At 76.8% G+C, this 12607-nt stretch carries 8 protein-coding genes; 4 read left to right on the forward strand and 4 right to left on the reverse strand.

Annotated elements, in window-relative coordinates:
- Window positions 1–41: 41 nt before the first annotated feature.
- The gene (locus KRAD_RS16295) at window positions 42–2195 is read right to left on the reverse strand and encodes a prolyl oligopeptidase family serine peptidase (RefSeq protein WP_012086746.1); all 2154 of its coding nucleotides are present in this window, start codon (window positions 2193–2195) and stop codon (window positions 42–44) included.
- A gap of 86 nt (window positions 2196–2281) precedes the next feature.
- On the opposite strand from KRAD_RS16295, the gene malQ reads away from it, so the two are divergent.
- The gene (gene malQ / locus KRAD_RS16300; RefSeq protein ID WP_012086747.1) at window positions 2282–4420 is read left to right on the forward strand and encodes a 4-alpha-glucanotransferase; all 2139 of its coding nucleotides are present in this window, start codon (window positions 2282–2284) and stop codon (window positions 4418–4420) included.
- A 195-nt stretch (window positions 4421–4615) separates the two neighbouring features.
- The gene (locus KRAD_RS16305) at window positions 4616–7633 is read left to right on the forward strand and encodes an AfsR/SARP family transcriptional regulator (RefSeq protein WP_012086748.1); all 3018 of its coding nucleotides are present in this window, start codon (window positions 4616–4618) and stop codon (window positions 7631–7633) included.
- Here KRAD_RS16305 and KRAD_RS16310 read toward each other — a convergent pair.
- On the reverse strand, window positions 7596–8117 hold the full coding sequence (locus KRAD_RS16310) for a hypothetical protein (RefSeq protein WP_012086749.1): 522 nt from the start codon (window positions 8115–8117) through the stop codon (window positions 7596–7598). The genes KRAD_RS16305 and KRAD_RS16310 overlap by 38 nt on opposite strands.
- Before the next feature lie 127 nt (window positions 8118–8244).
- Between KRAD_RS16310 and KRAD_RS27190 the strand changes: the two genes are divergently transcribed.
- The gene (locus KRAD_RS27190) at window positions 8245–8502 is read left to right on the forward strand and encodes a WhiB family transcriptional regulator (RefSeq protein WP_041292162.1); all 258 of its coding nucleotides are present in this window, start codon (window positions 8245–8247) and stop codon (window positions 8500–8502) included.
- A gap of 33 nt (window positions 8503–8535) precedes the next feature.
- On the opposite strand, the gene pepN is transcribed toward KRAD_RS27190, so the two are convergent.
- Entirely contained in the window at window positions 8536–11091 is a 2556-nt protein-coding gene (pepN, locus tag KRAD_RS16320) for an aminopeptidase N (RefSeq protein ID WP_041293369.1), read from the reverse strand.
- Between the two features lie 145 nt (window positions 11092–11236).
- Between pepN and KRAD_RS16325 the strand changes: the two genes are divergently transcribed.
- Complete coding sequence (locus KRAD_RS16325) at window positions 11237–11851, forward strand: mycothiol-dependent nitroreductase Rv2466c family protein (RefSeq protein WP_012086752.1); 615 nt, start codon at window positions 11237–11239, stop codon at window positions 11849–11851.
- A gap of 26 nt (window positions 11852–11877) precedes the next feature.
- Here the strand turns inward: KRAD_RS16325 and KRAD_RS16330 are convergent, their stop codons facing one another.
- Window positions 11878–12573 (reverse strand): DUF429 domain-containing protein, encoded by a 696-nt coding sequence (locus tag KRAD_RS16330; RefSeq protein ID WP_012086753.1) that lies wholly within the window; start codon window positions 12571–12573, stop codon window positions 11878–11880.
- Window positions 12574–12607 lie beyond the last annotated feature (34 nt).

Below are 12607 nucleotides of genomic sequence, written 5' to 3' on the forward strand. Positions count from 1 at the left end.
CCGGCCGGGGTCGGCCGGCCCCGGCCACGGGTCGGGTGGGCTCAGGTCAGGTCGAGGCCGGTGACCCGGGCGGCGAAGGCGAGGGTGTCGCGCACCAGCCCCGCGCTGCGGGACACCGAGCGGGCACCGTGCCCCACGTCGCCCTCCCGGCGCAACAGCACCGGCCGGGTCGCCGGGTCCGAGGAGGTCGCGTGCTGCAGGGCCGCGCACAGCTTGCGGGCGTGCAGGGGGTCCACCCGGCTGTCCCCGTCGAAGACGGTGAACAGCACCGCCGGGTACGCCGTCCCCTCCACCACCCGGTGGTAGGGGGAGTAGGCGTGCAGCCACCCGAACTCCACCGGGTCCGCGGCGCTGCCGTACTCCTCGCTCCACGTCGCGCCCAGCCCGTGCTGCTCGTAGCGGACCATGTCCAGCAGCGGCGCGCTGCACACCACCCCCGCGAACAGCGACGGCTCCTGGGTCGCCGCGGCGCCCACGAGCAGACCGCCGTTGGACCCGCCGTGCACGCACAGCTGCGCCGGGGTGGTGAAGCCCTCGCGCACCAGGAACCGGGCCGCGGCGTGGAAGTCGTCGAAGACGTCCTGCTTGTGCTCGCGCATCCCCGCCCGGTGCCAGTCCTCGCCCTCCTCGCCGCCGCCGCGCAGGTTCGCCACGGCGTAGGCGCCGCCGGCCTCCACCCAGGCCAGCGCGTCGGGGGCGTAGTGCGGGGAGAGGCTGATGCCGAAGCCGCCGTAGCCGTAGAGGATCGTCGGCACCGGGGCGCTGGGGACGCCGTCGGCGTCGAGCAGGTCCGCGCGCACGGTCAGCTGCAGGCGCACGGTGGTGCCGTCCGGGCTGGGGTACTCCAGCAGCCGGCTGAGCACCGGCGGGACCCGCACGGCCCCCGGCGGGGCGGACTCCAGGGACAGCTCGTGGGTGCGGGCGTCGAAGCGCCACACGTGCGCGGGGGTGGTGGCGTCGGTGTAGCCGAACCACAGCTCGTGCCCGGGCTCGGGACGGGCGACGAGACCGCCGATGGACCCCGTCCCCGGCAGCTCCACCCGGCCCCGCGCACCCTCCAGCCGCGCGCCCGTCGCCAGGTCGTGCACGGTCACCGAGCTGACGGCGTGCTCGGTCCAGCCCACCACCAGCAGCGGGCGGGGGAGCTCCGGACCGTCGAGCACGGCCACGTCGTCGAGGAGGGCCTCCGCCTGCGGCACCAGGTCGCGCCAGTGCTCCACCTCCGGCGCGGAGGGGTCGGCGACGGCCAGGCGCCCGCGGGGGGCGTCGAGGTCGGTGAACACGTACAGCCGCCCGTCGCGGCCCACCCACGCGCTGGTGCTCGCGTCCCGCCCCGCCACGACCGTCCGGAACGCCGGCGCGGCCGGGTCGGAGGCCGACAGGTCCGCCAGCCACACGTCGTTGCGCGGGGCGGTGCCGTCGGAGGCGCTGACCACCAGCCAGCGCCCGTCGCGGGAGGTCCAGACCCCGTAGTAGTTCGTCCTCGACATCCCCTCGCCGAACACCTCGACGTCCTCGGCGGGGTCGGTGCCCAGCCGGTGCAGGTACACCCGCCGGTGGTACTGCCGCTCGTCGGCGGGCACGGCCTCGGGGGGCAGCCGGCGCACGTAGTAGAACGACCGCTCCCCGCCGGCGCCCGCGGGCAGCCACGCGATCGGGGAGTAGCGCGCGCGGTCCACCGGCCCGTCGACCACATCGCCGGAGGCGACGTCGAGCACCCGCAGGACGCTCTCCTCGCTGCCGCCCTCGGAGAGCTGGTAGGCGACCAGGTCGCCCTCGACGCTGGGCCGCCAGCCGTCCAGGGTCGTCGTGCCCGAGGGGTCCAGCGCCACCGGGTCCACCAGCGTCCGGGGCGCGGCGCCGGGGTCCTGCACCTGCAGCACGGCGTGCTCGGCGGCCGGGTCGCGCCGGGTGCGGAACACCCGCTCCCCGCGGTGCACGGGGGTGCCGACCGACCCCGTCGCCATGAGCTCGCGCACCCGCCGCTCCAGCCGCTCCCGGCCCGGCAGGGTCGCGGCGAACGCCTCCCACGCCTCGTCCTGCCACGCCGACCAGGCCCGGGTCCGCTCGTCGTCGGCGTCCTCCAGCCAGCGGTAGGGGTCGGGCACGGGCACCCCGTGCAGGACGTCGACGAGGTCCAGGCGCGGAGCGGGGGCCGCACCCGGGGAGGACGGCGCGGGGCTCGGGGTGCTCATGGGCGACCAGCCTAGGTCGGCCGCCCCCGCGCACCCCGGCCGACCGTGGGCGCGCCCCCGACCACGACCTCTGGCAGAGTCGCGGCGTGCCCTCCGACGTCGCCGACCCGGCTGTCCTCGCCGACCTCGCTGCAGCCTGCGGGGTCTCGGCGACCTTCACCGACTGGCAGGGGCGGGAGACGAACGTCCCCGCCACCACCACCTCCGCCGTCCTGACCGCCATGGGGTTCGACGTCGGCACCACCGCCGCCGCCCGGCGCGCCCTGCGCGAGGTCAAGCTCGCGCCGTGGCGGCGGGTGCTGCCGCCCGTCGTCGTCGCCCGCGAGGGCCGCGTCCACCACGTCCCCGTCCACGTCCCGCACGGGGACCCCGTCGACGTGGTCGTCGACCTCGAGGACGACGGGGGCTGGGCGCCGCTGCGCCAGGTCGACCGCTGGATCGACCCCGTCGACGTCGACGGCCGGCTCACCGGCCGCGCCACCTTCGAGCTGCCCGACGACCTGCCGCTGGGCTGGCACGTCCTGCGCGCCCGGACCCCGCAGGGGGAGACCGAGTGCCCCGTCGTCGTCACCCCCGACGTGCTGGAGCTGCCGCCGACGCTGCGCAGCGGCCGCAGCTGGGGGTACCAGGCCCAGCTGTACTCGGTGCGCTCCTCGCGCTCGTGGGGCATCGGCGACCTCGCCGACCTCGCCGAGCTGTCCGCCGTGGCCACCGCCCAGGGCGCGGGCTGGATCCTCGTCAACCCGCTGGCCGCCGCCCAGCCCGTCCCGCCGATGGAGTCCTCCCCGTACCTGCCGACCACCCGGCGGTTCGTGAACCCGGTGTACCTGCGCGTCGAGGACGTCCGCGAGGTCGCCTACCTCTCCGCGCAGGACCGCGCGCTGGTGGAGCGGCTGGCCGGCGGGGTCCGCCCCGCGGTGCGCGACGCCGGGGAGATCGACCGCGACCGCGCCTGGGCCGCCAAGCTCCAGGCCCTCGAGGTCGTCCACGCCCAGGGCCGCACCCCCGCCCGCGAGGCCGCCTTCCGGCGCTACGTCGCCTCGGAGGAGCCGGGCCTGACCGGCTTCGCCACGTGGTGCGCGCTGGCCGAGCGGTTCGGGCTCCCCGCCTCGCAGTGGCCGCCGGAGGCCGCCGACCTCGCCGCCGTCGAGGCCTCCGGGCTGGCGGCGGAGCTCGCCGAGCGCGTGGACTTCCACCGCTGGCTGCAGTGGCAGTGCGACGAGCAGCTGGCCACCGCCCAGGACGCCGCGACCGCCCCGGGCACCGGCCCGGGCATCGTGCACGACCTCGCCGTCGGCGTGCACCCCGACGGCGCCGACGTCTGGTCGCTGGGCGACGCCCTCGCCCACGGCGTCAGCGTGGGCGCGCCCCCGGACGCCTTCAACCAGCAGGGCCAGGACTGGAGCCAGCCGCCGTGGCGGCCCGACCGCCTCGCCGACCTCGCCTACGCGCCCTTCCGCGACATGGTCCGCACGATCCTGCGCCACGCCGGGGGCCTGCGCGTCGACCACGTCCTCGGGCTCTTCCGGCTGTGGTGGATCCCGCAGGGCGCCCCGCCCTCGGAGGGCACCTACGTCCGCTACGACCACGAGGCCCTCATCGGGATCCTCGCCCTGGAGGCCCAGCGCGCCGGCGCCGTCCTCGTCGGCGAGGACCTCGGCACCGTCGAGCCCTGGGTGCGCGACTACCTCGCCGACCGCGGCATCCTCGGCAGCGCCGTCCTCTGGTTCGAGTACGACGGCAAGGAGCCGAAGGCCCCCGAGGACTTCCGCGAGCTCGCCCTGGCCAGCGTCACCGTCCACGACCTGCCCCCCACCGCGGGCTACCTCGCCCAGGAGCACGTCGCGCTGCGCGACCGGCTCGGCCTGCTGACCCGCCCGGTCGCGGAGGAGCGGGCCGCCGACGCCGCCGAGCAGGAACGCATCCTCGGCCTCGTCCGCGACCGCGGGCTGCTGGCCCCCGGGGCCGACGAGCGGAGCACCGTCGAGGCCCTGCACCGCTACCTCGCGCTGTCGCCCTCGCTCATGGTCGGGGTCTCCCTCGTCGACGCCGTGGGCGACCGCCGCACCCAGAACCAGCCGGGCACGTCCTCGGAGTACCCCAACTGGCGGATGCCGCTGACCGGACCCGACGGCGAGGTGGTCCTGCTCGACGACCTCCCCGGCCACGCCCGGGCGCGGTCGCTGGCCCGGACCGTCCAGGAGGCGCTCGCCGAGCGCGACTGACGCGGCCGGGACGGTTCCCCCCCGGGCACCGTCCCGACCGGTTCCGCCCGGGCCGGGACCCGCTTCCCCCCGGAACGGGCCCCGGCGCTCCCCCCTCGGGCAGGACCACCGTGGCAGGTGCGCCTTGCGGCGGGCTTGCGAGACCCTCTCCGCGGACCCGCCCCGCGCGGGCGGCCGGGTCGCTACGGTGTGCCCGTGCGCTCCGGGGTCGCGGTGCGGGTGCTCGGCGCCCTCGAGGTCGGTTCATCCACGCAGGCGTCCGTGCTGCCGCCCACGCTGCGCACCGTGCTGGCCGCGCTCGTGGTCGACGCCGGGCACGTCGTGCCCGCCTCCGTGCTCGCCGAGCGGGTCTGGGACGAGGCGGGGATCCGGCCGGCCACCTCCACGCTGCACAGCTCCGTGTCCCGGCTGCGCCGGCTGCTCGAACCCGGCGCCGGCCCCTGGCAGGTGCTGGTCACCCGCGCCCCCGGCTACCGGCTCGCCCTGGCGCCGGAGGCCCTGGACGCCGCCCGCTTCGAGCAGCTGCTGCGCCGCGCGCTGGCCGCCGCGGACACCGACCCGGGCGGGGCGCGCGCCGACGTCGCCGACGCGCTGGCGCTGTGGCGCGGCCCGGCCTACGCCGACGTCGAGGCCGGCTTCGCCCGCCAGGAGGCCCGTCGCCTGGAGAACCTCCGGCTGGAGGGCCTGGAGCTGGCCGCCCGCCTGGACCTCGTGCTCGGCCGGCACCGGGAGGTCGTCCCCGACCTCGAGGAGCTGGTGCTGGCCCACCCGCTGCGCGAGGAGCTGCGCGCCGCGCTCGTGCTCGCGCTCTACCGGTGCGGGCGCCAGGCCGACGCCTTGCAGGCCTTCGAGGACGGCCGGCGGCTGCTCGCCGACGAGCTGGGCATCGACCCCGGCCCGCAGCTGCGCCGGCTGCACGAGGCGGTGCTGCGCCAGGACCCCGCGCTGGAGGCCCCCGTCGTCCCGGCGGCCGACCCCCCGTCCCCGCCGTCGTCGCCGTCGTCCCCGGGGGCCGGGGACGACGGCGACGTCCCGGCCCGCACCCCGGTGCGCACCTCCACGAGCGCGCTGCCGCTAGCCACCACCGAGCTGCTCGGGCGCGCGGAGGACCTGCAGCGGCTGCTGGAGCTGCTGGAGCAGGCGCGGCTGGTGACGCTCACCGGCACCGGGGGCGTGGGCAAGACCCGGCTGGCCGCCGCGGCCGCCGAAGCCGCCGCCGAGCGCTTCGAGGGCGGCACCGTCCTGGTGCCGCTGGCTACCCTCGACGACGCCCGGGCCGTGCTGCCCGCCGTCGTGCGGGCGCTGGGGCTGCCCGACGAGGCGGGGGCGGGCGCGCTCGACGCCGTCGCCGCCCACGTCGCGGACTCGCGGACCCTGCTGGTGCTGGACAACCTCGAGCACCTGCTGGACGCCGCCGCGGACGTCGCGGCCCTGGTGCGCCGCTGCCCGCGGCTGGTCGTCCTGGTCACCTCCCGCGCCCCGCTGCGCGTCAGCGGGGAGGTCGAGCACCGGGTCGAGCCGCTCGGCCTGCCCGCCACCGGCGAGGACGTCCTGGGCTCCCCGGCCGTGCAGCTGTTCGCCGAGCGGGCGCGGGCCGTCGCGCCCGGCTTCGCCGTCAGCGCGCGCAACGCCGCGGTCGTCGCCGACATCTGCCGCGCCCTCGGCGGGATCCCGCTGGCCCTGGAGCTGGCGGCCCCCCGCATCCGCGTCCTGGACCCCGCCGAGCTGCTCCGCCGCCTCGACCACGCCCTGACCTCCGGGCCGCGCGACCTGCCCGCCCGCCAGCGCACCATGCGCGCCACCCTGGACTGGAGCTACGGGCTGCTCGACGCCCCCACCCGGCGGCTGTACCGCCGGCTGTCCGTCTTCACCGGGGGCTGGACCCTGCCGGTGCTGGAGGACGTCGAGGGCCCCGGCGTGCTGGAGCAGCTCGAGGCGCTGGTGGAGATGTCGCTGGTCACGGTGACCTTCTCCCGGGGCCGGCCGCGCTACGCGATGCTCGTGCCCACGCAGCAGCACGCCCGTCGCCTGCTCGAGGAGGACGAGCTCGCGGAGGTCTCCCGCGCGCACGCCGAGGCCCACCTGCGGCTGGCCGAGCGGGCCGCCCCGCACTACCGCGGCGAGGGGCAGGTCGAGTGGCTGGAGCGCGTCGAGCTGGAGCACGCCAACCTGCTCGCGGCCTTCGAGTGGGCGATGGGCGCCGGGGAGCACGCCACCGCCGCCCGCCTGACCTGGGCGACCTGGTTGTTCTGGTGGTTGCGCGGGCACGTGCTCGTCGGCCGCCGCTGCGCGCGCGCCGCCGTGGACGCCACCGCCGACAGCCCGCTGGAGGGCCCCGCCGCGCTGGTCCCGGTGCGGGCGCGGATCGCGCTGGCCGCGATGGCCTTCGCCCAGGGCGACTTCGCCGCGGCCGACGAGGGGTGGGCCCGGGCCTGCGCCGACGCCGAGCGCGCCGTCGGCGTCGACCCCGTCGAGCGCGACGAGGCGCGGGCGAACTGCACCGCCGGGGCGGGCATCTGCGCCCAGGTGACCGGGGACCTCGCGGCCGCCGCCGACGCCCACCGGCGGGCGATCGCGCTGGCCCGGACCCTGCCCGAGGACACCTACGGGCCGTGGATCGTGCGGCTGAACCTGGTGTGGCTGGGCACGGTGCACTGGCGCGCCGGGGAGGCCGGCCCGGCCCGTCGCCAGGCCGAGGAGGGGCTGGCGCTGGCCCGCCGCGACGGCGACCGGCTGGCCACCTTCCTCGCCCTCTACAACCTCGCGCAGGCCGAGGCCGCCCCCGCCCCCGCCCGGGCGCTGCGCCACCTGCAGGAGGGCATCGAGCTGTCCGAGCAGATGGGCGACCTGGCCAACCTGGCCTACTTCCTGGAGGCGCTGGTGGTGCTGCGCGCCGCCGGCGGGCGGGCGGGCGACGACGGGGACCACGGGGACCACGGGAACGAGGCGGACGACGCGGCGGCGCTGGTGCGCCTGCTGGGGGCGGCGAGCGCGGCGCGCGAGACCGTCGGCTTCGAGGTCCACAACTACTACCTCCGCGACAGCGTGGGCCGCGCCGAGGCCGAGGCCCGCCTGCGCGCGCAGCTGGGGGAGCAGCGCTACGCGCGGGAGCTGGCCGCCGGGCGGCGGGCGCCGGTGGCCGAGTCCGTGCGCACCGCCGTCCGCGTGCGGCCGGTCACGGTTCCCCCGACCGCGCCCAGTCCCGCCAGCTGATGTCCAGGCCCACGAAGCGCGGCCGGGTGAACGGCCAGCACCGGCGCACCCAGGTCACCACGGCCGCGGTCAGCAGGTGCTCCACCTCCCCGCCGCGCAGGGCGTCGACCACCCACCAGGTGACGTCCACGTCCGCGTCGCGGGTGCCGCCGCGGGGCGGGTCCAGGTACACGCAGCCCAGCAGCTCGCTCTCCACCTCGTCGAGGAGGGCGTAGGAGAAGGACAGGCCCTCGGCCATCTCCCGCTCCTGGCGCTGCAGGTCGCAGAGGTCGTCGGCCGCGGCCAGCTCCGCCGGCGGCCAGCCCCACGCCTCGCCGAAGCAGGACCACAGGTGCTCGCGCGCCCCCCGCACGGCGGGCAGGTCCAGGTCGAGGTCCAGGGCGCGCAACGGGCGCAGGTGGTGCCCGGAGGGCAGCTCGAGGCGGGTGGGGTGCCGGAACCAGGACGGCAGCCAGGGGTCAGCACGGGTCGCGGGGTCGGCCATGCCCTCCACGGTCGCGCGGCGCGCTTGCGGCGGGCTTGCGAGACGCTGCCGGGTGCGGCCCGCGGGGAGGGGGTCGGCGCGGGCCGGGCGCGGGCCGGGCGCAAGGCCGGCGGACCACGCTGGAGCCGTGTTCGACCCCGAGACCCTTGAGAACCTCCCCTGCACCCGGGTGCCCCCGGAGCTCTTCTTCGTCGAGCGTCCCGACCAGGTCGCCGTGGCCAAGGCGCTGTGCGTGGGGTGCCCCGTGCGCACCGCCTGCCTGGCGGGCGCCCTGGAGCGCCGCGAGCCCGTCGGGATCTGGGGCGGTGAGCTCTTCGTCGACGGCGTGGCCGTCGCCGCCAAGCGCGGCCCCGGCCGCCCGCGCAAGGTGCCCGTCGCCGTCTGAGCGGCGGGGACCCCGCGCGGGCGGGGAGGACGGCTAGGAGGCGTCGCGCTCCTGCGCGCGCAGCGCACGGGCCACCCCGTCGCGGTTCTCCAGCACGAGGCGTCGCAGGGCCGGCGGGGCGTCGGTCTCCTCGGCCAGCCACCGGTCGGTGCGCTCCAGCAGGGCGGCGTCGGCGAGGTCCAGCGGGTACAGCCCCGTCACGATCTGCTGGGCCATCTCGTTGGTCCGCTCGGCCCACACCCCGCGCAGCGCCGCGAAGTACGGCTCCACGAAGGGCCGCAGCAGGGCCTCGTCGTGCGCGCGGCCGAAGCCGGCGATGACGGAGGCCTGCACCGCGTTGGGCAGGTCGCCGCGCTCGACGACGTCGGCCCACGCCCGCTGCTTGGCCTGCGCCGTGGGGACGGCCGCCCGCGCGGCCGCGGCCGAGCGCTGCCCGGTGGCGGTGGCGTCGCGGGCCAGCTCGGCCTCGACGGCCTCCGCCCCGAGCGCGCCCCCGGCCACGAGGGCGGTCAGCAGCGCCCAGCGCATGTCGGCGTCGACCTCGAGCCCCTCGATGGCCCGGGTGCCGTCGTAGAGCCCCCCGACGACGGCGAGGTGCTCCTCGCTGCGGGCGAAGGAGGCGAAGGCGCGGGCGAACTGCAGCTGGGTGTCGCTGCCGGGGGCCGCGGCCCGCAGCAGCTCCAGCAGCGTCGTGGCCGTGCGGGTGCGGACCTCCTCGCGCCGGGCCGGGTCGGTGTAGAGCTCCACCGTCGTCGTCAGCTGCCGCAGCAGCACCAGGGCCACCGTGGAGTCCTCGGTGGCGGCGTTCCCGGGCAGCAGGGTGCTCAGCAGCAGGTCGACGTAGTCGCGAGCGGGGGACTCCCCGTCGCGGGTCATGTCCCACAGCGCCGCCGAGACCAGCGAGCGGGGCAGGGAGTCGCGGAACGCGTCCAGGTGCTGCAGCGCCGCGGTCAGCGAGCTCTCGTCGAGCCGGATCTTGGCGTAGGCGAGGTCGTCGTCGTTGACCAGCAGCAGGTCCGGGCGCTTGCGCCCCACCAGCTGCGGCAGGTCGGTGCTGGCGCCCGCGGCGTCCAGCTCGATCCGCTCGGTGCGCTCGAAGGTGCCCCCGACGAGGTCGTAGCAGCCCAGGGCGATGCGGTGCGAGCGCAGGTGCGGGTGCTCCGCGGGGGCCTCCTGCCGCAGCGACGCCGCGGTGACGGTGCCGTCCGCGTCGGTGGTCAGCACCGGGCGCAGGGTCGCGACGCCGGCGGTCTCCAGCCACTCCCGGGACCAGGCGCTCAGGTCGCGGCCGGAGGTGGTCTCCAGCTCGCGCAGCAGGTCGACGAGCTCGGTGTTGCCGAAGGCGTGGCGGGCGAAGTAGGCCCGGACCCCGGAGAGGAACTCCTCGCGGCCCACGTAGGCGACGAGCTGCTTGAGGACGCTGGCGCCCTTGGCGTAGGTGATGCCGTCGAAGTTGACCTCGACGTCCTCGAGGTCGTTGATCTCGGCGACGATCGGGTGCGTCGTGGGGAGCTGGTCCTGGCGGTAGGCCCAGGACTTCTCCAGGGAGTTGAAGGTCGTCCACGACCCCACCCACTCGGTGGCCTCGGCCGCGGCGAGCGTGGAGGCGAACTCCGCGAAGGACTCGTTGAGCCACAGGTCGTTCCACCAGCGCATGGTCACCAGGTCGCCGAACCACATGTGCGCCAGCTCGTGCAGCACGGTGACGACGCGGCGCTCGACGGTGGCCCGGGGGACCTTGGAGCGGAAGACGTAGCTCTCCACGAAGGTCACCGCCCCGGCGTTCTCCATGGCCCCGGCGTTGAACTCCGGCACGAACACCTGGTCGTACTTGGCGAAGGGGTAGGGGCGGTCGAACTCGCGCTCGAAGAACTCGAAGCCCTGCTTGGTGGCCCGGACGACGTTGTCGGCGTCGAGGTGCTGCACGAGGGACTTGCGGCAGTAGATGCCCAGCGGGATCGTGCGGCCGTCGGCGGAGACGAGGGAGTCCTCCGACCCCTCGTAGGGCCCGGCGATGACCGCCGTCACGTAGGACGACAGCCGCGGGGTCTTCTCGAAGGTCCAGCGGGTGCCGGCCTCGACCGGGTGCTGCACGGCGACGGGGGCGTTGGAGACGACCCGCCAGTGCGCCGGGGCGGTGACGGTGAAGGTGAACTCGGCCTTGAGGTCCGGCTGCTCGAACACCGCGTAGACGCGGCGGGAGTCGGCGACCTCGAACTGGGAGTACAGGTAGACCTCGTCGTCGACGGGGTCGACGAAGCGGTGCAGCCCCTCGCCGGTGTTCATGTAGCGGCAGTCGGCGACCACGAGCAGCTCGTTCTCGGCGGCCAGGCCGTCGAGGGCGATGCGCGCCTCGTCGGCGACGGCGGCCGGGTCGAGCGCGGTCCCGTTGAGGACCACCTCGTGCACCCGGGCGCTGATGAGGTCGATGAAGGTGGAGGCGCCGGGGGTGGCGGTGAAGCGCACCGTCGTCGTGGAGCGGAACGTCTCCGGCCCGGTCGTCAGGTCCAGGTCGACGTCGTAGTGCTCCACGGCCACGAGCGCCGCACGGGCCCGCGCCTCCTCGCGCGTCAGGTTCTCGCCGGGCACCGCCACGTCCTTTCGTCGGAGGGGTCGTCGGCGGTGGCCCGTCGGCGACCCGTGGCACTCTGCCACGCCGCGGGGACGCGGGGACGGGGCACCCTCGGCCGGTGCCCGCCGGGTGGGCGCCGGGGAGCGGGAGCAGGATGGGCCCATGACTGCGACGACCCCCGCCACCGCCGACTTCTGGTTCGACCCGCTGTGCCCCTGGGCCTGGATGACCTCGCGCTGGATGCTCGAGGTGGAGCGGGTGCGCGACATCAGCGTGCGCTGGCACGTGATGAGCCTGTCGGTCCTCAACGAGGGGCGCGACCTGCCGGAGGAGTACCGGGAGCTGATGACGAAGGGGTGGGGCCCGGTGCGCGTGGTGACCGCCGCCCGCCTGCTGCACGGCGAGGAGGTCGTGCTGCCGCTGTACACCGCGATGGGCACCCGCATCCACCCGGGCGGGGACAAGGACTTCGACGCGGTCATCGAGCAGGCGCTGGCCGAGGTCGGCCTGCCCGCGGACCTCGCCGCCGCCGCGCACAGCGGCACCTACGACGCGGAGCTGCGCGCCTCGCACCTGGAGGGCATCACCAAGGTCGGCGAGGAGGTCGGGACCCCCGTGGTGGCCTTCGGCGACACCGCGTTCTTCGGCCCCGTCGTGACCCCGGCGCCCAAGGGCGAGGACGCGGGCCGGCTGTGGGACGGCTGCGTGCTGGTGGCCTCCACGCCGGGCTTCTTCGAGCTCAAGCGCACCCGCACCCAGGGTCCCGTCTTCGACTGACCCGTCCTCGACCGACCCGGCCCGGCTCAGACCACGATCCGCTGGGGGAGCCCGCGCTCGTCGGGCTCCCCGCCCAGGACGTCGGCCTCCCCGCGCACCCAGCGCAGCGCGGACCACGCGCACGCCGCCGCGTCGAGGTGGTCGTCGCCGGGCGGCGCGGGCGGTCCCTCCAGCCACCCGGCGAGGGCGGCGACCCGCGCCGCCCGGCCCGGGCCGGTCTTCTTCGACGGCAGGACCGCCCCGGTCATGGCCGCGAAGGACAGCTCCGGGTGGGTCTCCACGGCGTGCTCGCGGGCCCAGGCGTCCTCGGCCAGCGCCTCGTCGACGGCGAGGACGGGACCGCGCAGGCCCCAGGTCTGCGCGGAGAGCCCCTTGCCGCCCAGCACCTCCCGCGACCGCGCGCGGGCGGTGGCGTAGTCCGGGGCCCGCAGCACCGCGCGGGGCGGGACGAGGAAGACGCGGGCGTGGGCGGCGCCGAGGACCCGCTTGGCCAGCCGGTCGGCGGGTCGCCAGTCGTCGTGGGGGAGCCCGATCGGCACGTCGAGGCCGACGGCGGCGGATCCCGCGGCGCGGGTGAGGCCGAAGAGGGCGCCGGGGTCGAGGGCGGGCAACCGCTGCCACGCCAGCGACCGCGCCCGGTCGGGGTTCCCCGCCACCACGGCGACCGCCCAGCCGCCGCGGGCGCCGTCCACCCCGACGACGACGTGCTCCCCGGACCCCACGGCGCGATCCTGGCAGGGGGCTGCCAAGCTTGCG

Origin of the sequence: Kineococcus radiotolerans SRS30216 = ATCC BAA-149 (assembly GCF_000017305.1) — a bacterium.
Classification (GTDB): domain Bacteria; phylum Actinomycetota; class Actinomycetes; order Actinomycetales; family Kineococcaceae; genus Kineococcus; species Kineococcus radiotolerans.

Coding starts and splice junctions, on each gene's coding strand:
- KRAD_RS16295 (WP_012086746.1), bottom strand. CDS start 2,195: ATGAGCACCCCGAGCCCCGCGCCGTCCTCCCCGGGTGCGGCCCCCGCT.
- KRAD_RS16310 (WP_012086749.1), bottom strand. CDS start 8,117: ATGGCCGACCCCGCGACCCGTGCTGACCCCTGGCTGCCGTCCTGGTTC.
- KRAD_RS16325 (WP_012086752.1), top strand. CDS start 11,237: ATGACTGCGACGACCCCCGCCACCGCCGACTTCTGGTTCGACCCGCTG.